The 26,070-nt window shown below is 38.0% G+C and carries 24 protein-coding genes; 10 read left to right on the forward strand and 14 right to left on the reverse strand.

Annotation, left to right across the window (positions count from 1 at the left end; genetic code table 11):
* Positions 1-5 precede the first annotated feature (5 nt).
* From H4J38_RS02175 to rpsP, 5 genes are all read right to left on the reverse strand, one after another.
* The gene (locus H4J38_RS02175) at positions 6-710 is read right to left on the reverse strand and encodes a PEP-CTERM sorting domain-containing protein (protein ID WP_182129018.1); all 705 of its coding nucleotides are present in this window, start codon (positions 708-710) and stop codon (positions 6-8) included.
* A gap of 334 nt (positions 711-1,044) precedes the next feature.
* Positions 1,045-1,398, reverse strand: coding sequence for a 50S ribosomal protein L19 (gene rplS, locus H4J38_RS02180; protein WP_182129020.1), 354 nt, complete (start codon positions 1,396-1,398; stop codon positions 1,045-1,047).
* A gap of 12 nt (positions 1,399-1,410) precedes the next feature.
* Positions 1,411-2,220 carry a tRNA (guanosine(37)-N1)-methyltransferase TrmD gene (gene trmD, locus H4J38_RS02185; RefSeq protein ID WP_182130082.1) on the reverse strand — a complete coding sequence of 270 codons (810 nt, stop codon included), beginning with the start codon at positions 2,218-2,220 and terminating at the stop codon, positions 1,411-1,413.
* Between the two features lie 43 nt (positions 2,221-2,263).
* On the reverse strand, positions 2,264-2,794 hold the full coding sequence (gene rimM / locus H4J38_RS02190; RefSeq protein ID WP_404842579.1) for a ribosome maturation factor RimM: 531 nt from the start codon (positions 2,792-2,794) through the stop codon (positions 2,264-2,266).
* 29 nt (positions 2,795-2,823) lie between these two features.
* Positions 2,824-3,072 (reverse strand): 30S ribosomal protein S16, encoded by a 249-nt coding sequence (rpsP, locus tag H4J38_RS02195; protein WP_077286254.1) that lies wholly within the window; start codon positions 3,070-3,072, stop codon positions 2,824-2,826.
* A gap of 246 nt (positions 3,073-3,318) precedes the next feature.
* On the opposite strand from rpsP, the gene H4J38_RS02200 reads away from it, so the two are divergent.
* On the forward strand, positions 3,319-4,290 hold the full coding sequence (locus H4J38_RS02200; protein WP_182129022.1) for a DMT family transporter: 972 nt from the start codon (positions 3,319-3,321) through the stop codon (positions 4,288-4,290).
* A 141-nt stretch (positions 4,291-4,431) separates the two neighbouring features.
* Here H4J38_RS02200 and ffh read toward each other — a convergent pair whose 3' ends face one another.
* Positions 4,432-5,814: a signal recognition particle protein gene (gene ffh, locus H4J38_RS02205; RefSeq protein ID WP_182129024.1), complete on the reverse strand. Its 1,383-nt coding sequence runs from the start codon at positions 5,812-5,814 to the stop codon at positions 4,432-4,434.
* A 364-nt stretch (positions 5,815-6,178) separates the two neighbouring features.
* On the opposite strand from ffh, the gene H4J38_RS02210 reads away from it, so the two are divergent.
* Positions 6,179-6,979: a cytochrome c biogenesis protein CcsA gene (locus H4J38_RS02210; RefSeq protein ID WP_182129026.1), complete on the forward strand. Its 801-nt coding sequence runs from the start codon at positions 6,179-6,181 to the stop codon at positions 6,977-6,979.
* Between the two features lie 83 nt (positions 6,980-7,062).
* Positions 7,063-8,340 (forward strand): HlyC/CorC family transporter, encoded by a 1,278-nt coding sequence (locus H4J38_RS02215; protein ID WP_182129028.1) that lies wholly within the window; start codon positions 7,063-7,065, stop codon positions 8,338-8,340.
* Positions 8,341-9,176: 836 nt separating this feature from the next.
* On the opposite strand, the gene H4J38_RS02220 is transcribed toward H4J38_RS02215, so the two are convergent.
* Positions 9,177-9,809: a hypothetical protein gene (locus tag H4J38_RS02220; RefSeq protein ID WP_404842580.1), complete on the reverse strand. Its 633-nt coding sequence runs from the start codon at positions 9,807-9,809 to the stop codon at positions 9,177-9,179.
* Positions 9,810-10,446: 637 nt separating this feature from the next.
* Entirely contained in the window at positions 10,447-12,039 is a 1,593-nt protein-coding gene (gene gshA / locus H4J38_RS02225) for a glutamate--cysteine ligase (RefSeq protein ID WP_182129032.1), read from the reverse strand.
* 391 nt (positions 12,040-12,430) lie between these two features.
* On the opposite strand from gshA, the gene H4J38_RS02230 reads away from it, so the two are divergent.
* Positions 12,431-13,789: a Na+/H+ antiporter NhaC family protein gene (locus tag H4J38_RS02230; RefSeq protein ID WP_182129034.1), complete on the forward strand. Its 1,359-nt coding sequence runs from the start codon at positions 12,431-12,433 to the stop codon at positions 13,787-13,789.
* Positions 13,789-14,493 carry a TIGR01621 family pseudouridine synthase gene (locus H4J38_RS02235; protein WP_182129036.1) on the forward strand — a complete coding sequence of 235 codons (705 nt, stop codon included), beginning with the start codon at positions 13,789-13,791 and terminating at the stop codon, positions 14,491-14,493. Before H4J38_RS02230 ends, H4J38_RS02235 begins: the two co-directional genes overlap by 1 nt.
* Positions 14,494-14,602: 109 nt before the next feature.
* Here H4J38_RS02235 and H4J38_RS02240 read toward each other — a convergent pair whose 3' ends face one another.
* Together H4J38_RS02240 and H4J38_RS02245 are read right to left on the reverse strand one after the other, a co-directional pair.
* A complete protein-coding gene (locus tag H4J38_RS02240; RefSeq protein ID WP_182129038.1) occupies positions 14,603-15,949 on the reverse strand; it encodes a sodium-dependent transporter in 1,347 nt (448 codons plus the stop codon).
* Positions 15,950-16,232: 283 nt separating this feature from the next.
* On the reverse strand, positions 16,233-16,715 hold the full coding sequence (locus H4J38_RS02245; protein WP_182129040.1) for a YajQ family cyclic di-GMP-binding protein: 483 nt from the start codon (positions 16,713-16,715) through the stop codon (positions 16,233-16,235).
* A 195-nt stretch (positions 16,716-16,910) separates the two neighbouring features.
* On the opposite strand from H4J38_RS02245, the gene H4J38_RS02250 reads away from it, so the two are divergent.
* Both H4J38_RS02250 and H4J38_RS02255 read left to right on the forward strand, forming a co-directional pair.
* Complete coding sequence (locus tag H4J38_RS02250) at positions 16,911-17,276, forward strand: VanZ family protein (protein WP_182129042.1); 366 nt, start codon at positions 16,911-16,913, stop codon at positions 17,274-17,276.
* Positions 17,276-18,172 (forward strand): ketopantoate reductase family protein, encoded by an 897-nt coding sequence (locus H4J38_RS02255; protein WP_182129044.1) that lies wholly within the window; start codon positions 17,276-17,278, stop codon positions 18,170-18,172. Before H4J38_RS02250 ends, H4J38_RS02255 begins: the two co-directional genes overlap by 1 nt.
* A gap of 75 nt (positions 18,173-18,247) precedes the next feature.
* Here the strand turns inward: H4J38_RS02255 and thiI are convergent, their stop codons facing one another.
* The 3 genes from thiI to pomA all read right to left on the reverse strand — a co-directional run bounded on the left by thiI (position 18,248) and on the right by pomA (position 21,535).
* Entirely contained in the window at positions 18,248-19,702 is a 1,455-nt protein-coding gene (thiI, locus tag H4J38_RS02260; RefSeq protein WP_182129046.1) for a tRNA uracil 4-sulfurtransferase ThiI, read from the reverse strand.
* A gap of 121 nt (positions 19,703-19,823) precedes the next feature.
* Entirely contained in the window at positions 19,824-20,759 is a 936-nt protein-coding gene (locus tag H4J38_RS02265; protein ID WP_182129048.1) for a flagellar motor protein MotB, read from the reverse strand.
* 11 nt (positions 20,760-20,770) lie between these two features.
* The gene (gene pomA / locus H4J38_RS02270; RefSeq protein WP_182129050.1) at positions 20,771-21,535 is read right to left on the reverse strand and encodes a flagellar motor protein PomA; all 765 of its coding nucleotides are present in this window, start codon (positions 21,533-21,535) and stop codon (positions 20,771-20,773) included.
* A 249-nt stretch (positions 21,536-21,784) separates the two neighbouring features.
* On the opposite strand from pomA, the gene xseB reads away from it, so the two are divergent.
* From xseB to dxs, 3 genes are read left to right on the forward strand one after another with little or no spacing between them, the layout of a single operon-like run.
* A complete protein-coding gene (gene xseB / locus H4J38_RS02275) occupies positions 21,785-22,039 on the forward strand; it encodes an exodeoxyribonuclease VII small subunit (RefSeq protein ID WP_182129052.1) in 255 nt (84 codons plus the stop codon).
* Positions 22,032-22,922: a (2E,6E)-farnesyl diphosphate synthase gene (gene ispA / locus H4J38_RS02280; protein WP_182129053.1), complete on the forward strand. Its 891-nt coding sequence runs from the start codon at positions 22,032-22,034 to the stop codon at positions 22,920-22,922. The genes xseB and ispA overlap by 8 nt, the downstream gene beginning before the upstream one ends.
* 22 nt (positions 22,923-22,944) lie before the next feature.
* Entirely contained in the window at positions 22,945-24,828 is a 1,884-nt protein-coding gene (gene dxs, locus H4J38_RS02285) for a 1-deoxy-D-xylulose-5-phosphate synthase (RefSeq protein WP_182129055.1), read from the forward strand.
* 132 nt (positions 24,829-24,960) lie between these two features.
* Here the strand turns inward: dxs and ribBA are convergent, their stop codons facing one another.
* Positions 24,961-26,070, reverse strand: a complete 1,110-nt coding sequence (gene ribBA, locus H4J38_RS02290; protein ID WP_182129057.1) for a bifunctional 3,4-dihydroxy-2-butanone-4-phosphate synthase/GTP cyclohydrolase II — start codon at positions 26,068-26,070, stop codon at positions 24,961-24,963.

Raw genomic sequence — 26,070 nt, forward strand, 5'->3', positions numbered from 1 at the left:
ATTGGCTAGCTTTTATATTTACGAAAGCCCATAAAACATAAGAACAAAGAAAATAGCCCTAAAGTTGTTGGTTCAGGTACTGGTATAGCGGTTATTGTGACTGCTTGTGAAGTTATGGCTGTGGGTTGAAAAGCGACAGCTTCTCTATAGGTAAAAAATGATTCAAACATATCTTTCTTGGGAGTTCTAATATAGTCCCCCGCTGAAACTATTCCGGTATTACCATTAGTAGTGTAATAAGCCATATATTGCTCGTAGAAGTCTCCACGCATATCGCTGGTAAAGCCTTTAATACCAAAATATTTAGACTCACTATCCTGCGATTCACCTAGTATAGTCATTTGATTGACATGCTGAGTAAAGTCTGTTGATGGCTTGCGGTGTGTATAAAATTCAGAATAATCAGTTACTGTGCCATAACTATTAGTATCACTCTTATCAAAAGAGAAATCAAAATTAGTTAGTAATACACTCACTAATTTACTACTTGCAAACGTCCAGCCTGCATCTAAATTAGCTAAATAGTCTTGATATTCAGCTAATTCTAGCTCGCGAGTAAAAGTTAAATCTAGCCACTCAAAATTGGTTTCACTGTCATAAGTAATACCACCAGCAATCCCTAAATAATTTCTTTCAATTAATGAAGCTGATGCAAACGATGACCAAAGGCAGAAGATTAATATGAATTTAAAAAAAAGTAGCGCACGCATTAATGGAGTTCTCCGAATATTATTATTATTATTATTATTTTTAAATATATAGCTTTGAGAAACACTTAGTCCATTAACATTTCTGTTACAAATTTACAGACATTTAGTTACATATTCAATATTTAATCGTTTTTTTATTATTAAAGTCCATAAGTTACATTGATTTATCAACTGGTAAAACCAGTCTTCCCCCCGTTTTGCAGAGTATTTGAGGGATAAGTTAAGGAATTTAGAAAAAACAACACAAAAAAGCCTGTTTGATTTCCCAAACAGGCTTTCTTCATCATCTTTCTTTACTAAAAAATTAGCAGATATTACTCTAGTTAAAGAGGAATTATCTTTTGCCCAATTTCTCTTTGATACGTGCAGAACGACCTGAACGCTCACGAAGATAGTAAAGCTTAGCTTGACGAACATCACCGCGACGTTTGATTTCAATTGAATCAACGATTGGGCTATGTGTCTGGAATACACGCTCTACACCAACACCGTTCGAGATTTTACGAACAGTGAATGCAGAATTGATGCCGCGGTTTTTAATAGCAATTACAACACCTTCAAATGCTTGAAGACGTGATTTATCACCTTCTGTAACTTTTACTTGTACAACAACGGTATCGCCTGGGCTATACGCTGGTACATCTTTTTTCATTTGCTCAGCTTCAAGCTGCTTAATAATATTACTCATAATACCTTCTTCCTAGGGTTCACAGTCATCAGTAGCATTTTTGTTATCAGCTTTAATGGCTGTTAACATTTTTTGCTGCTCTGCTGTCAGAGCTAGGTTAGTTAATAGTTCTGGTCTTCTAGTCCACGTTCTTTCTAACGACTGATATTGGCGCCATTGCCTAATATGTTCGTGATTACCACTTAATAGCACTTTAGGAACAGACTTTGCCTCGTTAACCGAAACGTCCATAACCTCTGGCCTAGTGTAATGTGGACAATCTAATAAACCGTCAGAAAATGAATCCTGCTCGGCCGATTGTTGATGTCCTAATACTCCAGGCACAAAGCGTGCTACGGCATCGATTACGTTCATAGCAGGTAATTCCCCACCACTTAATACGTAATCTCCGACCGACCATTCTTCGTCAATTTCTGACTCAATTAGTCGCTCATCTATACCTTCATAACGTCCTGCTATAAATATCAGTCTGTCATGTTGTGCTAATTCACGTACACCAGCTTGGTCCAATTTCCGTCCTTGCGGCGACAAATAAATAACCTTCGCTCTACCCTTTTCTTTAATAAGATCAGGGCTGCTATCTTCATCTGCAGCTTTTCTTGCAGCTTGGATAGCATCACGTAATGGTTGAACCATCATAAGCATCCCTGGTCCGCCGCCGTAAGGTCGGTCGTCCACAGTACGATGTTTATCACGAGTAAAGTCTCTTGGGTTCCACGTGTGAAACTCAATTAAGCCATTACGAATCGCTCGGCCTGTCACCCCATACTCAGTAATTGCGTCAAACATCTCAGGAAAAAGGCTTATCACCCCAATCCAGATTTTCTTATTGCTAAGCTTGTCTGTTAATACACTATTACTCAAGTTAGAAACCTGGGTCCCAGTCAACACAAATTTGTTTATCTTCAGCGCTGATCGAAAGTATAACTTGGTCCATTAAGTAAGGAATTAACCTTTCTTTCTTCCCAAAGCCATCTTTCAGATTAGCTTTAACAACCAGTACGTCGTTAGCGCCCGTTTCCATTATGTCGGAAACCTGACCTAGGTCGTAACCTTTGTCAGTAACAACTGCCATGCCGATTAGATCACGCCAATAAAACTCACCTTCCGGTAAGTCTGATAACGCCTCTTCGCTGACAAAAATTTCTGAACCAACAAGCTTTTGGGCTACATCGCGATCATCAATTCCTGCAACTTTAACAACAAGACCATTGTTATGTTTGCGCCAATCGGTAATATCTACTGATTGAATCTTATTTCCTAATTTTAAAGACCAAGGAAAATAGTCTAGTATGGCTTCATGGTCATCTGTGAATGAATGAATTTTCAACCAACCTTTGATACCGTAGACTGCGCCTACTTTACCTAAGGTGACATCTTTACCAATTACTTCCACAACAAACTCCTAAAACCTACCAATTTAATTTAAGCTGCTTTTTGAGCATCTTTAACTAATTTGGCCACACGATCAGATACAGTTGCACCTTGACCAACCCAATGGTTGACACGGTCTAGGTCTAAACGTAATTTTTCCGCTTGACCTTGCGCTGTAGGGTTGAAGAAACCAACTTTCTCGATGAAACGACCATCGCGAGAGTTACGGCTATCTGCAACAACAACCTGATAGAATGGACGCTTCTTTGCGCCGCCACGAGCTAAACGAATGGTAACCATATCGTCCTCTATATAATTTAAGTGTTAAAACGAATTTTCCAGACATTTCTATCGCCTCAGCGACAGAAAAGCTCGCGTATTTTACGCTTTTCTGCTGACAAAGCAACCTAAAGCGAGTGTTAGATGAATTATTTCGCAAATTAGTACCGCTATTATTAATATAACGATATAATTCGTCCTCCACACCTTTTATAACTTAGCGTCACATCAGCTACGCTTAATTAGCCTTTTCTGGCTGGAAATCGAATGACTCAACTTGCAAACAGTAGTGCAAAAGGATTAACGCTAGCCATGATCACGGCTATTATGTGGGGTATTTTGCCCCTGGCGCTAAAATCTGTTTTAGTGTTAATGGACGCTTATACCATTACTTGGTACCGCTTCGCCTTTGCTGCATTTTTCGTCACATTATTGTTATGTGCAAAAAATAGAATACCCAGTTCAGCGATTAAAAGTACCAGTAAAATGAAACGGCTTTTATTTGCCGCCATACTATTAAGCTTAAACTACATATTATATCTCGTTTCTTTGCATTATATTCCAGCCGAAACTGCACAAATGCTTATTCAAATGGCGCCATTTTTCATGTTACTTGGTAGTGTTGTTTTGATGAAAGAGCATTTTAGTCGCGGTCAAATGGTGGGGTCCTTTATACTTATTTCAGGCTTGTTGTTATTTTTCAATCAACAATTCATTAATAACACGGGTCTTGATAACCATGATTTTTTTCTCGGTTTTATTATTATGTTTGGCGCTGCAGTAACTTGGGCGGCCTATGCCATCATTCAAAAACAAATGTTAGGTTATTACAGCTCAAACCAAATAATGTGGTGTATTTACTTATTAAGCGCATTGTTTTTTTTACCACTTGCCAGCCCTTTGCAAATAACAACTTTAGATAATACCGCATTACTCCTGTTATTATTTTGCTGTGCAAATACCCTAATTGCCTATGGAACTTTTGCTAAATCATTAGAATATTTACCAACGGCAAAAGTCAGTGCCACTTTAGCGATTACGCCATTATTAACGGTGATTTTCGCTACTATCGCTGAGCAAATCTGGCCAAGCACATTCCAAGCTCAACATTTGAATGTACTCGCTTATATCGGCGCAGGCTTGGTGGTATTTGGTTCAATGTTAACTGCCCTAGGTGAAAAAATACTCAATAGAAAGAATATCAATGCATTGAAATTTTATTTAGGATTTAACAAATAACAGCGTTTTAATTCGCTATTGTCATGATCATGCAGTAAAGCTCTACCTTGATATAAGCGTTGAATAGTTTTAATGCAGAAAACAAAAAAGGTAGCAATGAGCTACCTTTTTAGATAATGAATTAATGCTTAGCGTATTGAATTAACGGCCAAACGGGCCACCGCCCATGCCACCACCTGGAGGCATCATACCCTTCATTGAGCGCATCATTTTTTGCATGCCGCCTTTGCCTGACATTTTCTTCATCATTTTTTGCATTTGAGTAAATTGTTTAAGTAACTTATTTACTTCTTGTATTTGTGTGCCTGCCCCTGCCGCTATACGACGCTTGCGTGAGCCTTTAATAATATCCGGACGTTGTCGTTCTGCTTTAGTCATAGAGTTAATCATAGCTTCCATACGGATAGTGACTTTATCATCCATTTGGCCTTTAACTTGCTCCGACATATTACCCATACCTGGCAACTTATCCATTAGACCCATCATGCCACCCATACTTTTCATTTGTACGAGTTGATCACGAAAATCTTCTAAATCAAAACCTTTACCACTTTTTACTTTTTTAGCCAGTTTTTCGGCTTGCTTACGATCAACCTTTTGCTCTACTTCTTCAATTAAAGAGAGTACATCCCCCATACCCAATATGCGTGATGCTATTCTGTCTGGATGAAATGGCTCTAGGGCTTCAATTTTCTCACCAACACCCATAAACTTGATTGGCTTGCCAGTAATATGACGAATAGACAACGCCGCACCGCCACGGGCATCACCATCAGTTTTAGTTAAGATAATACCAGTTAACGGTAAAGCATCATTAAATGCTTTCGCTGTATTGGCAGCATCTTGACCCGTCATGGCGTCAACGGTGAATAAAGTTTCAATCGGATTAATGGCGGCATGTAGCTGTTGGATTTCAGCCATCATTTCGCCGTCAATATGCAAACGGCCGGCAGTATCAACAATTACTACATCAAAAAAGTTTTTCTTCGCGTGGTCAATTGCGCCGTTGGCAATATCGATTGGTTTTTGTTTAATGTCACTTGGGAAAAAGCCAACGTTAATTTCAGTAGCCAACATTTCAAGTTGTTTTATCGCGGCTGGTCGATAAACATCCGCACTCACCACTAATACTTTCTTCTTTTCACGCTCGGTTAAGAATTTCGCTAATTTTGCAACTGAGGTAGTTTTACCCGCACCTTGTAAACCCGCCATTAACACGACAGCTGGGGGCACTGCTTTTAAATCAAGCGCTTCGTTAACATCGCCCATCGCAGATTCTAGTTCTTTTTGAACTATTTTTACGAACACTTGCCCTGGCGTTAAGCTTTTCGAAACATCTTGCCCAACAGCACTTTCTTTTACTTTGGCAATAAATTCGCGAATAACCGGTAAAGCGACATCGGCTTCTAATAAGGCCATCCGCACTTCACGTAAAGTTTCTTTTATATTGTCTTCAGTTAAGCGACCACGGCCACTGATATTTTTTAGTGTTTTCGTTAAACGATCGGAAAGATTTTCAAACATAAATGACTCAAATATTAACTTTGCGCAAAAAATTAGCTCTATTATACCCGTACAATTAATTAGCGAAAGTAGAAGTTATGCTTTTAAGGTAATGGTACACCTTATATAAAATAAAAAAGCAGGAATAGCGTTCAGTAACAGTGAAGAATTTATGAAAAACTTTCTAAAATTGTGCCAATTTTGATTTGGTATCAGGGGTGGCGGAATATTAACATTTGTAGCTATTAAATCTTTGCGTAAACTATTGATATAAAGTGAGCAATAGTTATGGAGTCTGTAAGCTATTCTGCTAGAATCGCAGAGTGAATATTAACTAATGGTATTTATTAACTTGTAAGCAGTTTTTAATTTTTCGGAGCCCTTTGTGGAATTTTCAAGTATCACTTCATTTACTGCCTTTGTATGTTACAGCTTAGCGACGATATCAATTTTGTCTCGTTTGTTTCACCCTAAAGGGCCAAATTTAATTATTACTTTAATTTTTGCCTGTTTAGCGATCATTTTTCATGTACTAAGCAGCTCACAATTTTTATTTACTCATAACAACCTAAACTTCTCGCTACCTAATGTAGTTTCGCTGGTCAGTTTAATTATTAGCTTAGTTATTTCAACGGTCGCTTTACGCTTCAAGGTTAATTTATTACTACCGGTAGTTTATGGCTTTGCTGGTATTTGGCAACTCAGTATGATTTTCATTTCGCCCATAGGCAACATGGAAATTGTTGCTGATAAAATTGCTATGTTAAGCCATATTACTCTCGCCCTTATTGCTTATTGTGTTTTAGTTATCGCGACCTTATATGCCTTTCAAGTTGCTTATATCAATACGAAATTAAAAAGTAAAAACTTCCAAGCAGTTCATCACTTGCCACCTTTAATGCAAGTTGAACGACAATTATTCATTATTTTACTGTTAGGTAGCATCTGCTTATTGCTTAGCCAAGTGTTAGGTTTTTTGTTTCTTGATGGTATGATCTCAAAAGAGAATGCCCATAAAACAATTTTATCTCTTATTGCCTGCACAATTTACTTTGTTACCTTGTGGGGACATTTTAAACAAGGTTGGCGTGGCCAACGCGTGCTGACATTAACATTAATTGCCACCTTCATACTTACTTTGGCTTATTTTGGTAGTCGATTTGTGAAAGAATTTCTCTTATTATAATTTTTAGCGTATAAGAGAACTTTGTATTACATTTCCAAATTTGCGATGTAATATTAGTAACAATTTATTTATAGGATCCCTTTTTGGATAACATCTCTACCGATATGCTGTTTGTCGTGCTCGGCATACTCATATTCATATCAGCCTATTTCTCTGGCTCTGAAACGGGCATGATGTCGATTAATCGATATCGGTTAAAACACTTAGAAAAGCAAAATCATCGCGGCGCCAAACGTGTCAGTAAATTACTGGCAAAACCAGATAAATTAATTGGCTTGATCCTGATTGGCAATAACTTAGTCAATATTTTTGCGACCCTGATTACCGGCATAATAGCGCAACGATTATACGGCGATGCAGGTGTGTTTTATTCAGGTTTGTTACTGACCTTAGTTATTTTAATTTTTGCCGAAATAACACCAAAGACACTGGCCGCACTGTACCCAGAAAAAGTCGCTTTTCCGAGTTCATTAATCCTCACTTTATTGCTGAAGCTTCTATACCCATTCGTTATCGCGGTAAATTGGATCACCAATGGCATATTAGCCATATTAGGTATTAGTTCAGAACAACGAGAGCAGCACAGCTTAAGCTCTGAAGAATTACGTACTGTGGTAAATGAGTCTGGTGCATTATTGAAATCTCAAGATCAAGATATGCTAGTCGGCATACTCGATTTAGAAAATGTCACCGTTGAAGATATTATGATCCCACGCAATGAGCTTGTTGGTATCGATATTAATAACGAGTGGAAGCGTATCCAAAAGCAACTAACGCAATCGAACCATACTCGAGTGCTATTATATCGTGACAATATTGACGACGTTGTGGGTTATGTTCATATGCGTGATGCTTTACGATTAGTGTCGAAAGAACAATTTACCAAAGCGACGTTGTTACGCGCTGTCCGGGAAATTTACTTTATTCCTGAAGGTACACCACTTAATGTACAACTGTTAAAGTTTCAACACGCAAAAGAGCGAATAGGCTTAGTGGTTGATGAATACGGTGATATTCAAGGTTTAGTAACGTTAGAAGATATTCTTGAAGAGATCGTTGGTGATTTCACCACAACCATGACACCGACAACCAGTGATGAAGTCAACATTCAACCTGACGGTAGTTATTTAGTTGATGGCAGTGCAACCGTACGTGATGTGAATAAAGAAATGACCTGGAGCTTCCCAACTGATGGGCCAAAAACGATTAATGGCTTAATTTTGGAATACCTTGAAGATATTCCGGAGGCAAACTTAAGCGTTAGAATATCTGGTTACCCGCTTGAAATTATCGAAGTGAAAGACAATATGATCAAAACGGTTAGAATTTTGCCCGACTTTTATGACGGTATAAAATCGTAGTAATTTAATGCTAAGTAACAGTTTATATAAAAGCACACTTGATAGTTAATCAAGGGTGCTTTTTTTCTTTATGTCCCTGAATAACTCATGTTTTATAACGTTCTACTTTAACAATTATCCATTTCACTTAACGCTCTGCACTAAGTAAACATCATTTATGCATAAACAAATTCTGCACTACTTCAAAAGCATTTTGTGGATAGAATAATCATCACGCAAAGTTAATAACAAAGTTATACACAGCTTTAGATCTGAGGATCATGTTTCCACAATTTCTGTGGATAACAAATGCAAACCCTCTAAGAATTAAGCTTTGAATTTTGCAATCAATTTTTCGTAAAAACACCAAGTTTTTTTTAAAAAACACCTAACTTATTTTCTAGCCCTTACTCACACTGAGTTGCTAAAAAATAATGCTAATTTTATTAACTTTGGCAAGAAGTATGCAGTATTTACCTCCAAAAAAGTCAGCAGAAAAAATTAGAGAAGACGATACTCATTTATTAAATAGGCTTTTGTTTAAAATAAATTATCAATGGGCTTTTCATACCTTATTTAATCCTAACAACAACGGAATGTTTAGCCACAACAGAAAAGTTTGTATTAGCGTGCTAGTTCAAACAAAATAACTAACATGGTCACTACTTTCTAGTGTTAAAAAATGATAGTTAGTAATAACTGGGTACAGAAGATGGAAATAGAAGACTATGATAAAACATCTGCAGAACAAGACATTTCTACGCTAAGTGTAAGTTTGAGGCATGAGGTTGAATAGAGTAAAATGTTGGTACTAGCTAGAGGCTAAAAACTTGTTAGCCTCTGCCATAGTATACTAGTTAGTCACCAAAAAATAAGCGCCATAACCAACCGTGATCAAGCTCTTCTTCACAGCTTTTAAGCTGACCGCTGTAGCGTTTAGCGCGGTTATCAACTTTACGGGCAACCTTACTTAGCCAAGCTTTTTGCTTATAACTTTTACGCTTAAAGCCACCCCAGCCTTCGTGATAGTTTAAATACTGGTTATACGCATCCCATTTAGACACTTTATTAATTTTTTGAGTTTTAAAAATAAACCACCCCATAAAATCGATAGCATCTTCAAAGTCATCACGATCAGCACCGGAATTGTCTGTTTCTCTAACGTAGTCCTCCCACGTCATAGTTTTTGCCTGTGAATAGCCATATGCGCTACTTACACGACCCCAAGGGATAAAGCCAAGAACATAGTCCCTAGGAGGCAATGCACCGGCTTTAAATGAGCTTTCTTGATACATCATACTCATCGGTACATGAATGGGTACACCCCAACGCTCACGCATTTCTTTGGCAGCAAAATACCAATCTCTGTGCTCGCGAAATATTTCACAAAGATTTTCAGGATTTTTTGGAGGACTCGTGGCGCAACTCGATAACGTAAAGCAAGCCAACGCAGAAATAATAAGTGTTTTAAAAAAAGTCATGAATGCCATTACTTAGTGTTGAATGGTTAATATCATGCCAGAATATTTATCACTTTTCAGATTTAAAGTCGTGATATATGACACTTTTAGCCAAAGAGCTTTAAAAACACTTAATTTTGATAGATAGGAGAAAAAGACTGTAACAACATGAACTTCAAATATATAAACTTTACTATATAAAGTTTATATAGGTTCAGGAACTGTTTTTATTTTCAATACTCATAGTGAATAAGTGCGTTATTCCCTTATAGTGTTTTATATTTTATTTCACATTTATTAAATAATAAATGTGCTTTATTTTGCGCTAAATTTATTAGATTTAACGATAGACTTACACTTATAAACTTGAAATAGAGTTAAACAGATAAGAAATATGCTCGATAAAACAATGAAGTAATTTAGATAAAAAGCTGATGAGTTTTCATTAAGGAAGAAAGGATAAATTAATTGCATAAAAAATGAACTAATCAAAAGTGTACGGGTCAAAATCTTTGAAAGCTACCACTCCCTGGACTGCTTTCTTGTTATTTGCAGCGCGTTACCCTAACGCGCTTTTTTTTGCCTGCTATTTATGGAAAGGTTACCAGAGCGTCGATACAAGAGTATGGTTAAACGTGACGCGCTGATATTAAAAACTACATTATTCTCAAGAAAAATAGTCTTGCAAAAAAGTATCAAAATCCACTTTATCGCCCTGCTCAATCGCTGACTGTTTTTGTAATGAGTCTGCTACTGATTTGGTGAAGTATTCTTCGCTGAACTCTTGATAGTCATTGGCCAAAAGCTGTTGACGATACTCGACGGCCTTACTTAGCGCCAGTTTTGTTAAGGAATGATTTTCATTTACCACGGCCGCTAAAATTTGTGCTGAAGGTGTTAAACTCGCATCGCTAATTTTAGCTGCTTCCGCCTTAAGTACCTGACTGTATAACTGGCTATCGTTTGCTTGATCTAACAAGGTTGCAATATCAGACATTTTAGCAAAGATTTCATTGCCCCATTGTTTAACAGATTTTTCTGCTGCGCTATTTTCTGCATTGTCGCCAGTAATGTCACGTAACAATAATGTCGGATCACGACCTCTTACTACCACTGCATCCATATTTTCTTCACTGGTTGCTTGTGCTTCGCAGTTAAGTATTGGGCTGGGTTCAAGCATACAAAAAGTAAGAAACACATCTAAAAATCTAACTTGTTCAACCGTAACACCTGTTGCTGAAAAAGGGTTAACATCGAGCGCCCTAACTTCAATATATTCAACACCTCTATTTCTTAACGCTTCTGACGGCTTTTCACCGGCCTTAGCCACACATTTTGGACGAACTGGTGCGTATAATTCATTTTCTATTTGTAATACATTACTGTTAAGTTGCTGATATTTACCATCGACTTTGATGCCAATTTTTTCAAATTTTTTCGAAGGTAAATTGATGGCATTTTTCACCCCATCTAAATAACCCGATAAATTGTTATAGCAAATTTGCAACGACGACTGTTCGCTATTGGTATAACCTAAATCGCTCATCCTCAAAGAAGTAGCATGATCAAGGTACATGTAACCTTTATCCGTTTTTTTAAACGGCAGATCTGTGGGTTTATTTTTTAGAAATGAACCACAAATAGCCGGTGAACTCCCATATAGATAAGGGATCAGCCAGCAAAAGCGTTTGTAATTTCTTAATAGCGCAAAGTACTTATCAGAAATATAATCGTCAAGCCCATCAGTATTGTGCTCAACTTCTTGCATTGATTGAAAAAAGCTTTTCGGAAATGAAAAATTAAAATGTATACCTGAAATAACCTGCATCATGCTGCCATAACGATTTTTTAAACCTTGGCGATAAACTGTTTTCATTCTACCTATGTTAGATTTTCCGAATTGCGCTAAAGGTATTTTATCGTCGTCATCAACAAAGCACGGCATACTCATTGGCCATAAAAGCTCACCATCAAGTTGGCTTAAAGTAAATTTTTGCACATCTTCAAGTTGGGCAATAACCGTTTCAGGTTTATGACTAACAGGGGTGATAAATTCCATCAGGGTTTCTGAGTAATCAGTGGTAATATTGGGATGTGTTAACGCTGAACCTAATCGTTCACTGTGCGCGCGTTCAGACAAACGTCCTTGTGGCAACACTCGAAGTGCTTCACGTTCTATACCTCGACCCAATTGGCTCAAAGAAGTTTGATGCTTTTCTTGAGCAAAAGCCTTGATATATTCGTTTAATGATAATGTCAAAATTATTCCTGATGCGTTACGCCAGCTAGTAACTGTTATTTAAGGGTGAAATGTCAATTTTCAATAGCTACAGTGATTTATTATTATCTAAATATGAGCTAGAACGAATAAAAAAGGTAGTAAGCGAGGTGTTAATTTTAGATAACTCACTTTAAACTCACCACCTTTAACTGATAAAATATATGCTATGTTGCGGCATTTATCCTTATCGACCCAAGTATTGACCCGATTCAAGCAAAGTATATTTCTTTTTCTTTATAATTTTTAACTTAATGTCTGCAAGCATAGAGTTTCTTATTTCATGAGCTTACGGTAAAGTTAGGGGCTTTTGATCTTTTACGTTATTGCCAAAAGTTCAAAAGCCCCTGACATAAAATAATAAAGGTTTACTATGCAAGACAGTGTTTTTAGCTTACTTCCCCCGCTTGTTGCTATTGTCATTGCCATCTGGCGAAAAAATGCACTTTTCGCACTTTTGTGTGGCGTAATACTTTGTTATTTAATGATAGCAAATGGCAACCCCATAGACGGTATAACTGGCACAACATTTGGCATTGCTGGAGTATTTTCCTCTTTAGGTAACGTTTACATTGTTAGTTTCAGCTTATTAATTGGTGCATTAGTGACGCTAATGAATCAGTCAGGTGCAGTAAACGGTTTTATTAACCACCTTGCTTCATTAAATTTAGTGAAAAATAGCCGACAAGCCAGTATTTTACCAACGGTGATCGGAACCACCATTTTCACCGATACTAATTTGAGTATGTTCACTGCCGGCATGGCAAGTCAAAAATTATTTGATCATCATGGGCTTAGCCGAGCTAGACTGGCTTATTTGGTTGATTCAACCTGTGCACCTATCAGTATTCTATTTTTAGTTAATGGTTGGGGAGCTTATGTTCTTGGCTTGCTAGATGGTTATTCATTTGATGACCCAGTGGGTATTTTAATCGGCACCATCGGCTATAATTTTTACGCTATTATTGCTGTTGCTCTGGCTTATTACACCGCTTTTAGTGGCAGAGTTTTCGGGCCATTAAAGCATGCTGAATCCGTTGTACAAGAAAAGCAAAAAAACACGGTAGACCATGTTGCTCCAGCACATATTATGTGGCTACCTATGCTTACGCTGTTAATTGGCACTTTTGTGCTACTTTGGTATACAGGTAACGGCGATATACGAAGAGGCTCAGGCGCTTTTTCTGTATTTTGGTCGGTGGTTACAGCTTTAGTATTCTTGGTACTGTTAATAATGAGTCACAAGCTCATGTCTTTTTCTACTATCTTTAAAACCATCATTACCGGTATTAAATACATGTCGCCTGCCGTGGCAATTTTAGTGTTATCGTTTGCCTTTGGCGACGCCATTAAAGCCCTGGGTACTGGCGTTTATGTCAGCCAGTTAATTAACGTTGAAGTACCCTTGTTTTTAATGGCGCCAATCTTATTTATTGCGGCTGCTATTATGGCATTTGCGACAGGAACTTCATGGGGCACCTTTGCGATACTCATTCCCATTGCGGTGCCTATCGCACAACAAAGTGGCTTGCCTATTGAGTTTTTAGTGGCTGCAGTACTGGGTGGTGGTATTTTTGGTGACCATGCTTCACCTATTTCAGACACCACAGTGGTTGCCTCTATTGCCAGTGGCTGTGATCACTTTGAACACGTTAAAACACAATTACCTTATACCTTAGTCGGAGGGATACTAACGTTGATCATTTACATCTTTATCGGGCTTAGTTTTTAATGACAGAGCAAAGCTTAACCATTGTCGATCATCAAGCTGACTTTTTGGTCATTGATAAACCTCAAGACATAGGCTTTCATGATGAAGATAATCTCGGTAGTGGCTTATTTTCTCAAATAAAAACCCAACTAAAAGCACAATTTTCATTAACCGAGCTATATCCTGTTCATCGTTTAGATAAAATGACTTCTGGGTTAATTATTGTTGCTAAAAATAGTGCTACCGTTAGAGCATTTCAACAACTGTTCGAACAACATCAGGTTGAAAAATATTATCTAGCTATCGCCGAAGGTAAGCCGAAAAGAAAACAAGGCTTAATCAAAGGTGATATGGAAAAAAGTCGAAGAGGTATGTGGAAGTTACTACGCACCATGGATAATCCAGCGGTCAGTCAATTTTTATCTTACAGCATCGCCCCGAAACAACGACTCTATTTAATCAAACCTCATTCAGGTAAAACTCATCAAATAAGAGTAGCACTTAATAGTATAGGTGTACCTATACTGGGTGATCCGCTTTACAACACTTGTATGAACACAGATAGGGGCTACTTACATGCCTTTGCTTTAAGCTTTAACTTGAATGATAGGCAATATCAGTATTGCTTACCGCCAAGCACAGGTACTGTTTTTCATAATACGTCAACGCTTGAGATTATAGAACAACTCACACCACCTTGGCAGCAACAGTGGCCTAAACTATAAAGTACTTTAAACATCAATAAGTGGCGACTAAAAAACAAAAAGGGAGCAAATTAGCTCCCTTTTTGCTGACCAAACTTTCCTAAACTATTCTAAACTTCATGGTAAAAACTTACAGTGAATGCCAGAAAACAATACCGATTGCTGTTGGGCAAACAAATTTAGTGTACCAAGGCCAAATTTTCCAAAATAACGAATGTTCAACCATATCATTACCTTGCTTAAGTTCAGTCAAAATGTCGTTACGGAACCAAATCCAACCAACGAATACACAACACAACATCGCAATAAGCGGTTGACCATAAACCGTAGAAATTGAAATAACTAAACCAAAAAGCACATCAAAATTAAACACAATTAAAGCGCTTAAAATAAAAATACCTAGGCCAATAAAAGTGGTCGCTTTTTTCCGTTCAATATTGTGGCGCTCTACGACATATGAAACTGGCCCTTCTAGCATTGAAATACTTGATGTTAACGCTGCAATAGACATTAAAACAAAAAAGCCAAAGCCAACAAATAAGCCAATAGACCCCATGCCGTTAAATAACGTGGGTAGCACATCAAAAACTAAATTAGGACCAGAAATGAGACCACCATCAGCATCGAAAATAGCGACGCCTTGTGCTTGAGCTACATACATAGATGGAATAATTAATAATCCAGCTAAGAATGCAATTGAAACGTCAATCAAGGTAACTTGTGCGCCTAAGGTCACTAAATTTTCTTTCTTAGAAATATAAGAGCCGTAAATCACCATTACACTGGTACCTAATGACAACGAAAAGAATGCTTGCCCTAAAGCGCTGATTAATAAATCAGGTTCAAATACACGAGAAATATCAGGATTTAAATAAGCGGCAAAGCCTTCTTTTGAACCATCCAAAGTAAAGACATAGATGATCAATAAAATCAGCAAACCTATTAGCATAGGCATTAAGCGCTTAGACCACTTTTCAATGCCCTGTTCAACACCACGGCGAATTATCGCGATAGTGAGCATCATAAATAAAGCGGTAAAAATTAAATTACGCTCTGTAGATTGTGATGTAAGCCAGCTTGAAGCTTCATTAAAGCCTAATAAAGACGTAACAGGCTCAATAGCATATGACATCATCCAACCCGCTAAAATGCCATAAAAGCTTAAAATTAGTGCTGCACAAATAATGCCGCCAAAGCCGACAACAAAAGCAAAGCGTTTGTGAAAAATATTTCGAGATATTTTCTGTAGTGACGTCACTGCATTGGCTTGTCCGTAACGCCCTATCAGTAACTCCGCCATAAAAGCGGGATATGCTAAACAAAAGGCAAGCACTAAGTAAACCAGCACAAATGCCGCGCCACCATTACTTGCGGTTTGTGTTGGAAAACCCCATATATTACCTAACCCTACGGCAGAACCCGCAGCAGCCATGATAAAACCAAAACGAGAACTGAACGCACCTCTAGAAGCAGCCATTTAAAACCATCATTATTATTATTTGAATAAGCTAATTTACTTAAAGTATCAGGAAAAAAACAGCGTTTCTTATGAAAAAACGCCATGAAAGGTGTTTTAATTCATATTTGCACCGTAAAGATTTAAGTACTGGTTAAATTACAGTCGAAAGTGAATTTACTTTTATCTATGATTATCAGAGACATTAAAAGTAAAAAAGAGGCCAATGCCTCTTTTAAAAAACGTATATATGCAGCGGTCAGTTTTAGTAAATACCTATACTTTAACCTTCAACCTTTAATGTTTAATCTTTAAAGTTATTAAACTGAAACGACTGTTCTAATTCTGTTTCTCTGAGTAACTGCATCACAGCTTGCAAATCGTCACGTTTTTTACCCGTAACACGCACTTGTTCACCTTGGATTGAAGCTTGCACTTTTAACTTACTGTCTTTGATCAGCTTAACAACTTTTTTAGCAACAGGTTGCTCTATTCCTTCTTTGAAAGTGGCTACTTGGCTATAGTTTCGTCCCGAACTTTCAATGCTTCCTAACGTTAACGCTTTAGCATCAACCTTTCTTTTGACTAATTGTCCGCGCAGTAGGTCTGACATTTGTTTTAATTGATGATCTGAATCACCTTTCATAGTCACTGCAGGGCTTTTCCATTCAAAGCTTGCTGCAGCGTCGCGAAAGTCGTAACGAGTGGCTAATTCACGATTAGCATTTTCTGTAGCATTTTTTACTTCTTCCAAATTTATTTCGGAAACAATATCCATTGAAGGCATGACGATTCTCTATCTAACAATAATTAGTCATATATTATCAATATATGAAATTAATACCAATGGCGATAATAACAAATAACTCGCTTTGCTTTGAAGTAATGCGTTTAACACCATAGAACAGTGATAGTTTTCGTTGCTTAGCCCTGATATGATAAATATCATCTAATTTTGTAAAGTACGATTACCAACACCTCAATGAAAAGTCGCTATCATTTATCCATTCTTGGCATTTTTGTCATACTATTTTTTTGTCTATACTTTAGCTCTGTCGACTTTAGGCGCTTAGTTTTTCGCAGTACAGAAATCGACTCTATTGGCCATATTATCAGTTTTTTCTGCTTAACTTGGGTGCTGCACAGTATATTAAAACTGCCGCTATTTAATACCATGTTAACCGTCGCTTTTTATGGTGTACTCACTGAGTTAGGTCAATATTATTTAGGTTTTCGCAGTGCACAAGTGAGTGATTTTATTTCTGATTTAATCGGTATTGCATTATTTGGTATAATTAGATGGTCGATATTGATGTACCGAAATCGTTCAGGCAATAAGTCAGCATAATGAATATTGTTATTGTTGGTCAGGGCGCTATTGGCCTGCTTTGGTATCATCACTTGGCTAAATCACCGACCAATTTAGTCAGCATATCTTGCTCTTCAAGAACAATATCTATCCCCAACAAATACAAGTTTACCGACATTAAAAACCAAAGTGATCAGTTTCCAATAACTATTGCTAATGATGCCACGTTTGCTGAGGCAGAATTAATATTGGTTTGCGTGAAGTCTTATCACGTAAAAGCGGCTATTAATGCTATAAAAAATAAAATATCAACTCAGACAATAATTATTTTTTGTCACAACGGCATGGGCGCATATCATGATTTATCGACACTTAGTCAAGCTTGTTTAGCGTTATTAACCACCCATGGTTGTAAAATAAATAAACCTTTTCATGCCCAGCATACGGGTTTAGGTCATCATGATTTGGGGCTGATTAATGGCGATATGTCACCATTAATTCGAGAGAACATTACCGCTACACTTGCGCAAGCATTACCAACATTGGCGTTTACAAATAGCATTAAAGAAAAGCAATGGCTTAAATTAGCCATAAATTGTGTTATCAACCCGATAACTGCTGTTGAAAATATTGATAATGGTCAGCTGCTTGATAAAAGATTCATCCCGGTAATTACTGAATTAATTAGAGAAATTATTGCAGTAGCTGCTCATGAAAATATTAATTTTGAGTTTAACGAGCTAAAAGAAACAATATTACAGGTCGCGCAAAGTACCGCCAAAAATTGCTCTTCTATGCGTAGCGATATTCTCCAGCAACGTAAAACTGAGATTAAATATATCAATGGCTACATAGTCAGCTTGGCTAGAAAAGCAGGCATTGATGTGACCAACAATGAAAAGTTAATACAGCAAGTTAAAGCGTTAGATGTATAATAAAAATTGAAATGACAACTGATTTTTTAATGTTACATAACCTTTATGCTATTACTTTATAGACGAAGGTATTATTTATGGGCGATACACTTTCACATTGGTAAAGCCTGCGCCTAATAAATATAGCGCCTGTAATTTACTCATTACACCTTGGTCACAATAAAGTAAGTAATCTTTCGACTTATCTAAATCGCCAAATTGAGTGGTCAACTTGTAGAAAGGTAAGTGCATAATCTCTACGCCGTCTAACTCTAAAGGGTTGTCATCTTCTTCTTCAGGGCTACGAATATCGAGTACTACCGAATTAGCCGGAATGTTATCTAAGGTGTCAACAGCATGAATTTCTGCTTCACTTTCTTTGCCAATATCTCGAATATCAAATATGCGAGTTTCGGCAATAACTTTATCAAGAATTGAGAAGTCAAAATTGGCCTCTTCCGCTTCAACTTTCGCCAATACCGCTTTTACCGTTGGTTTTTTAGAAATAACACCACAATATTCTGGGATGGTTTTGGCAAAATCTTCAGTACCAATTTGGCGCGCTATATCAATAATATCTTGTTTATCGTAGGCGACTAATGGTCTTAGAATCAAAGTTTCTGTTACACGGTCAATAACATTTAAGTTAGTTAACGTTTGACTAGATACTTGTCCTATTGCTTCGCCGGTAACTAAAGCTTGAATATCCATTTTTGCGGCTATTTTTTCTGCAGCTCGCATCATCATACGTTTAAGCACAACGCCCATTAGGCCGTTGTCAATATTTTCCAAAATTTCGGCGACTACCGGCTCGAAATCTACCGCGAAAAACTTCACTCGATGTGATGCACCAAATTTATTCCATAAATAGTAACTAACTTGCTTAACACCCACTTCGTGAGCAGCACCACCTAAATTAAAGAAACAATAATGCGTACGAGCACCTTTCTTGATCATTTGATAGCTAGCAACACCTGAGTCAAAACCACCTGACATCAGTGATAACACATCTTCTTGCGTGGCAATCGGGAAGCCGCCCATGCCCTTGTGGCGCTCTGTTACAATAAATAAATTTTCATTTTTAATTTCTAAATATACAGTAACATCGGGTTTTGATAATTTAACGCTAGCAGATTCAACCTGTTGATTTAATCCACCACCGACATACCTTTCAACTTCCATAGAATTAAAGTCGTGCTTACCTGTACGCTTTACTCGAACAGAAAATGTTTTGTTTTCAATACTTTTGGCATGAACCGCTAACGTTTTTTCATAAATATCATGAAGATCAGTAAAGCTGGTTTGTTGTACTTCGAGAAACATCGGAATGCCTGGCGTTGATTGTAAAGTTTCAATCAATTTCAAACGGTTTTCTGGCGTGTTATTGGTCGTATTAACTTCAATATTGTCCCAGTTCATTCGTGTGGTAACTTGGTCATCAACACGACGTAAAACATTTTTCACACTCGATTCTAAAATCTTAGTAAAACGCTTACGCACCGGTCGGCTTTTAATCGTAATTTCAGCCTGTAACTTAACAATAAATTTCATTAACAATAACACCCACACTTAGAATGGCGCGCATTATATATTAAGCACAGCCATAAAAAAAGGAGTACATCATTTGTACTCCTTACTTAAGCTTGCTTTTGTATAAAGGCGATATTTATCGTTACCTAATAGAAATAGGATCTGTCTCTTTCGCTTTACCTTGGTTAATCGCAATTTCAACACGGCGATTTCTTCGACGGTTTAAGCGATTATTATTAGGTACTAAAGGACGTGTGTCTGCATGGCCAACAACCATTAAGCGAGATTGGTCAAAACCTGGCACTTTAATAATTTCATGAGCAATAGCCACCGCGCGTTTACTTGATAAGTCCCAGTTAGAAGTAAATAACTCAGAACTTATACCTTGATTATCGGTATTTCCAGAGATCATAATTTCACCCGGCACTGTATTTAATAACAAACCAATTTCTCGCATAATGGGTTTAAATTGCGGTTGTAAAAATGCTGAACCAGAGGGAAATGAGCCATTTTCACGAATACGAATGATAACCTGCTGTCCGAGTGATTCTAACTCAATCGCACCGTCTTGAATTTGTTGCTCTAATTGATCCGCTATTTTTTTCACCAGCTCGTTCACTTGTTCTTGTGATGCTTGCTCTAGTTCATCTTTTGCTTGCTGTATTGCCTCTGTCGACATTGCATCTGCAGTGCTTTGTGATTGGCCTCCACGTTCAGCGCCACGTTGTTCTTGGCGACCACCTGCTGAGGTTTCGTCACCGGCTTGAAATTCCAACATTTGTTGGGTCATTTCCATAGTTTGTTGTTGAATAACTTCGATGGGGGTTGGCTCAGGCTTACCTGGGCGAAATTCCTGAGCAATAATACTGGTGCCTTTAGGAATGTCTTTAACTTCTATTTTGTTCTGCACACCAAAAGCAAACTTCATTGAACCAGCGATTTGTTTAAACTTTAATACGTCCATTTCGGAAAATGATAAAAGTAAGACGAAAAAACACATCAATAGCGCCATTAAATCGGCAAATGTGCCCATCCATGGTGGTAATCCTGGGGGTGGGCATTTACATTTATCTGCCATAATTGACTCCCCTACTCTTCAGTTGTATCAACAGCTCGCTTACCTTCAGCAAGGTAGTTCTTCAGCAAGCCTTCAATAACACGCGGATTTTGACCATCTTGAATACCTAAAACGGCATCAAGTACTAACTCTTGATTCATTTTTTCTTCTGCCAAACGTAACTTTAATTTAGACGCAATAGGTATAGCAATGACGTTCGCCAAAAATGCACCGTATAAGGTTGTTAGCAGTGCCACTGCCATCGCTGGACCAATCGCTTTGGGGTCATCCATATTAGATAACATAGCAACCAAACCTATCAAGGTGCCTATCATACCCATCGCGGGGGCAACATCGGCTAGTGCCATCATCATATTAGAGCCGGTTTCATGACGCTCTGTCGTGAGATCGATATCTTTTTGCATGGTTGCTCGCACCACGTCGGCATCATGACCGTCGACCAACATATCAACACCTTTTTGCATAAAAGCATTAGAAATTTCAGCTTCCTCTAATGCCAAAAAACCGCCTTTACGTGCGGCATCAGCCATTTCTACTGATTTTTCAATTAACTCTTCAGGTTTTTCCAATTTAAACATGAAGGATTTACCAATAATTTTCCCCATACCAAAAAACTGTCTTAAATTATAATTGGCTAAGACAACAAAAATTGAGCCACCAAAAACAATGATCACTGATTGAGCATCTATAAACATGCCAATGTCACCGGCGAGTAACATCGCCATAACGAGTAACCCTATTGCACCGACTATGCCTATTAACGTTGCTAAATCCACAAATGCCTCCGATAATTTTTCTTAGCTATACTTATACCAATTGGTATTACTACGCTGATAATACCTGATGAATAGGTCTTACGCGAATACTTATATTTTTAGTTATAGCTCTATTATCGCCCATATTGTCAATAACTTAAGAAGATAATATTAATATCATCTATATCAACATCATTTCATCATTAATTGACCCAGCGCTCCAGCTAAGGTAAGTTTGCGCCTAGAGTTCATATCACGCTAAAAAAGTCCATGGCCAGAAAAAAAATTGAAAATTTAAGCTTTGAAGAATCATTAGTTGAATTAGAAACAATTGTACAAAATTTAGAACAAGGCGATCTTAATCTTGAAGACTCAATGACCTTATTTGAACGCGGCCTTCACTTGAGCCAACACAATCAAGAAAAGCTTAAAGGTGCTGAACAGCAAATTAATATTTTGTTGGAAAAAAATGGTCAAGCCAAATTAGAAAAATTTAATACAGACGAGACAAACATCAGTGACTAAACTTGCACATATTGATGATGTGCAAACGCGCATTAATGATTATCTGACAAAAAAGCTCGAAAGCTTATCACTTAATGATGAAAAATTATTAGACGCCATGCGCTATGGCTTACTCATTGGTGGCAAGCGTATGCGGCCATATTTAGCGTATATTACAGGCGCAACATTAGATGCACAGCAAAGTGATATAGACGGTGTAGCCGCCGCAATAGAATGTATTCATGCCTACTCACTTTTACATGACGACTTACCAGCAATGGACGACGACGACTTACGCCGCGGCCAATTAACCTGTCATAAAGCCTTTGATGAAGCAACCGCTATTCTCGCTGGCGATAGCCTGCAAACCTTAGCTTTTGATATTATCGCCAATCATGATTTTTCTGCAGCAGTCGACAGCAAACGCATTAATTTATTACGCTATCTAGTTAATGCGGCTGGTTATCAAGGTATGTGTGGTGGCCAAGCACTAGATTTAGCCGCAACCAATAAAGCGATTTCACTAGCACAATTAGAAAACTTACATTCCTTAAAAACCGGTGCTTTACTCGAAGCTTCAGTGAAGATGGCCGCAGAATGTAGTGATAACGCAACAGCAGATGATAAAGAACAATTAGCACTTTATGCCAAACTTATTGGCTTAGCTTATCAAGTACGTGATGATATTATCGATATAACATCAACAGAAGAAGAGCTTGGTAAACCCGCAGGTTCTGATCTTGCCGCCAATAAAAGTACCTACCCAGCATTGCTAGGTTTACAAGGCGCACAAGACAAAGCAGAAAACTTATATCAACAAGCGCTTCAAGCTTTAGCCACTTTGCCCTACAATACACAAAGCTTGTCCGACTTTGCGACTTTCATTGTCAGTCGCAAAAATTAATTTTTAAATTTAATAGAATAATATGACTATAAACCTAGCTGAATACCCTTTACTGGCCAACATAAATTCTCCTGATGATTTGCGAAAATTAGATCAAAAGCAATTAACAAAAACCAGCGAAGAGTTAAGACGTTATCTGCTAAATTCAGTCAGTAAAAGTAGTGGCCATTTTGCCTCGGGTTTAGGCACAATAGAATTGACTGTCGCCTTACATTACGTTTATAACACACCATTTGACCACTTGCTGTGGGATGTTGGACACCAAGCATACCCTCATAAAATACTCACGGGTCGACGTGAACAATTACATACTATACGCCAAAAAGACGGTTTACATCCATTTCCTTGGCGCGAAGAAAGCGAATATGATGTGCTCAGTGTGGGTCACTCAAGTACCTCAATTTCCGCGGCTTTAGGCCTGGCAGTTGCAGCAGAGCAGGAAGCGAGAAGTCGTAAAGTTGTGGCTGTTATTGGTGATGGCGCTATGACGGCTGGTATGGCATTTGAAGCCTTAAATCATGCTGGTGACATCAATAAAGATATGTTAGTTATCTTAAATGATAATGAGATGTCGATTTCAGAAAATGTTGGCGCTTTAAACAATCATTTAGCTAAATTACTTTCTGGCAGTATATATACCGGCATACGTGAGGGTAGTAAGCGCATACTTAAGAACATTCCACCGATAAAAGAATTAGCCAGTAGAGCAGAAGAGCACTTAAAAGGCATGGTTGTGCCAAGCACTTTCTTTGAAGAACTTGGTTTTAACTATATTGGCCCAATTGATGGCCATGACGTAAATGGCTTAGTCGATACCATTACCAATATGCGTAACCTTAAAGGGCCGCAGTTACTGCATATTGCCACTAAAAAAGGTAAAGGCTACCAACAGGCTGAACAAGATCCGATAAAGTACCACGCGGTACCTAAGTTTGATCACACAGAAACCAGCCTACCTAAAAGTGCGCCAAGTTTACCAACCTATTCGGCAATATTTGGCGATTGGCTATGTAAAGTTGCAGAACAAGATAGTCAGCTTGCCGCTATTACACCTGCTATGCGTGAAGGTTCAGGTATGGTGGAGTTTAGCCAACGATTCCCCAAGCAATATTATGATGTTGCTATTGCTGAGCAACATGCGGTGACCTTTGCTGCAGGTTTAGCTATTGGCGGACAAAAACCCGTTGTGGCTATTTACTCGAGCTTTTTACAGCGCGGATATGATCAATTTATTCATGACGTTGCGATTCAGAACTTACCAGTATTATTTGCTATAGATAGAGCAGGCATTGTCGGTGCAGATGGGGCAACTCATCAAGGCGCATTTGATTTAAGTTTTATGCGTTGCATTCCTAACATAACCATAATGACACCATCTGACGAACGCGAATGTCAGCTAATGCTCAACACTGGTTATCAATTAAATACACCTGCAGCCGTGCGCTACCCACGCGGCTGCGGCAATGGTGCTGAGCTACCAGGAATCAATGAAACCATTGACCTTGGTAAAGCCAAGGTTATTCGTGAAATCGAAAATAACAGCAATGCTGAAGTTAAAGTGGCAATACTGAACTTTGGTACCACATTAGCACAAGCGAATATCGCCGCTGAATCACTCAATGCCACGTTAATCGATATGCGTTTTGTTAAGCCATTAGATCAATTAATTATCCAAGACTTATGTGCCAGTCACGACTGTATTGTAACGGTTGAAGATAATGCTATTGCCGGTGGCGCTGGCTCTGGTGTTAATGAATTTATTTTAAGCCAAGGTATCGCGAAAAAAATCCTCAATATTGGCTTACCAGATAGCTTTATTAAACACGGTACACAAGTTGAAATTCATCAAGAACTTGGCCTAGATAGCCAGGGGATTATTGAGAAAATAAAGCAATTTATCGCCTAACCTAAAGCCCTAATAAATTCCTGTAATAATAAAAAAGCGATTTGAAGGCATTCAAATCGCTTTTTTTTAGAAATAGCTAAACCACAATCACATAAAAATCAACGCCTGGCGATTTTAGCCTAAAAGATATTGTTACTCAGCAATATATTCCACTACTTCTAAGCCAAAGCCTGAAAGTGAATGATATTTTGTTTGTGAACTTAATAGCCGCATTTTACTGACGCCTAAATTAGCTAAAATTTGTGAGCCAACACCGACGTTGCGTGAACCAACATGACGTTTAACTTCTTTAACAGCTTCACCGGCGTCAAGCTTAGCGTATTTTTGAACTTGAGCAATCAATTCTAATGGTGACTCGTGCTTGCCTAATAAGACTAATACACCACCTTCTTTACCAATTTTTTCCAAAGCATCAGCCATTGGCCATTTAGCTACACTTTCACGCTGGCTAAATAATAAGTCTCTGAAGGTATTTTCTAAATGCACACGTACTAACGTTGGCTCTTCAGGCTTTATTTCACCTTTGGTCAGGGCAAAGTGTGCTTGGCCATCAATAGTGTCTTTAAATACGGTTAAATCAAAATCACCAAATGCGGTGGGTAATTTACACTGCGATATACGTTCAATGGTGGTTTCGTTAGCATTGCGATATTCAATTAAATCTGCAATCGTCCCCATTTTTATGCCATGTTTTTCAGCGATAATTTCTAGGTCTGGACGACGCGCCATAGTGCCGTCTTCATTTAAAATTTCAACAATAACAGCCGCTGCTTCAAGGCCTGCTAGTCGTGCTAAATCAACACCGGCTTCAGTATGGCCAGCACGATTCAATACACCACCATCTTTAGCAATTAATGGGAAAATATGACCCGGTTGTACAATCGAATTGTGGTCAGCATTTTTACCAACGGCTGCTAAAACAGTAGTGGCACGATCAGCTGCAGAAATACCTGTTGTTACCCCTTCAGCCGCTTCAATAGAAACAGTGAAATTAGTGGTAAATTGCGCGTCGTTTTTATCAACCATTAACGGTAATTTTAAAAGCTCACAACGTTCAGCCGACATAGGCATACAAATAAGGCCACGACCATGTGTTGCCATAAAGTTAATCGCCTCAGGCGTAACTTTTTCTGCCGCCATAATGAAGTCGCCTTCATTCTCTCGATCTTCATCATCCATTAAGATGACCATTTTACCTTGAGCTATATCGTCGATAATCTCTTGTGGCGTGTGTAAATTCAT

It is taken from the genome of Colwellia sp. BRX10-3 (genome assembly GCF_014077505.1).
Lineage (GTDB): Bacteria > Pseudomonadota > Gammaproteobacteria > Enterobacterales > Alteromonadaceae > Cognaticolwellia.

What these genes read in the sequence shown, in the direction of transcription:
- H4J38_RS02220 (WP_404842580.1), bottom strand. Translation starts at nt 9,809, where the DNA reads ATGGCATTCATGACTTTTTTTAAAACACTTATTATTTCTGCGTTGGCT.
- xseB (WP_182129052.1), top strand. Translation starts at nt 21,785, where the DNA reads ATGGCCAGAAAAAAAATTGAAAATTTAAGCTTTGAAGAATCATTAGTT.
- ffh (WP_182129024.1), bottom strand. Translation starts at nt 5,814, where the DNA reads ATGTTTGAAAATCTTTCCGATCGTTTAACGAAAACACTAAAAAATATC.
- H4J38_RS02230 (WP_182129034.1), top strand. Translation starts at nt 12,431, where the DNA reads ATGCAAGACAGTGTTTTTAGCTTACTTCCCCCGCTTGTTGCTATTGTC.
- ribBA (WP_182129057.1), bottom strand. Translation starts at nt 26,070, where the DNA reads ATGAATTTACACACGCCACAAGAGATTATCGACGATATAGCTCAAGGT.
- rplS (WP_182129020.1), bottom strand. Translation starts at nt 1,398, where the DNA reads ATGAGTAATATTATTAAGCAGCTTGAAGCTGAGCAAATGAAAAAAGAT.
- H4J38_RS02240 (WP_182129038.1), bottom strand. Translation starts at nt 15,949, where the DNA reads ATGGCTGCTTCTAGAGGTGCGTTCAGTTCTCGTTTTGGTTTTATCATG.
- rpsP (WP_077286254.1), bottom strand. Translation starts at nt 3,072, where the DNA reads ATGGTTACCATTCGTTTAGCTCGTGGCGGCGCAAAGAAGCGTCCATTC.
- H4J38_RS02245 (WP_182129040.1), bottom strand. Translation starts at nt 16,715, where the DNA reads ATGCCTTCAATGGATATTGTTTCCGAAATAAATTTGGAAGAAGTAAAA.
- H4J38_RS02175 (WP_182129018.1), bottom strand. Translation starts at nt 710, where the DNA reads ATGCGTGCGCTACTTTTTTTTAAATTCATATTAATCTTCTGCCTTTGG.
- thiI (WP_182129046.1), bottom strand. Translation starts at nt 19,702, where the DNA reads ATGAAATTTATTGTTAAGTTACAGGCTGAAATTACGATTAAAAGCCGA.
- H4J38_RS02255 (WP_182129044.1), top strand. Translation starts at nt 17,276, where the DNA reads ATGAATATTGTTATTGTTGGTCAGGGCGCTATTGGCCTGCTTTGGTAT.
- H4J38_RS02250 (WP_182129042.1), top strand. Translation starts at nt 16,911, where the DNA reads ATGAAAAGTCGCTATCATTTATCCATTCTTGGCATTTTTGTCATACTA.
- dxs (WP_182129055.1), top strand. Translation starts at nt 22,945, where the DNA reads ATGACTATAAACCTAGCTGAATACCCTTTACTGGCCAACATAAATTCT.
- H4J38_RS02200 (WP_182129022.1), top strand. Translation starts at nt 3,319, where the DNA reads ATGACTCAACTTGCAAACAGTAGTGCAAAAGGATTAACGCTAGCCATG.
- H4J38_RS02235 (WP_182129036.1), top strand. Translation starts at nt 13,789, where the DNA reads ATGACAGAGCAAAGCTTAACCATTGTCGATCATCAAGCTGACTTTTTG.
- H4J38_RS02265 (WP_182129048.1), bottom strand. Translation starts at nt 20,759, where the DNA reads ATGGCAGATAAATGTAAATGCCCACCCCCAGGATTACCACCATGGATG.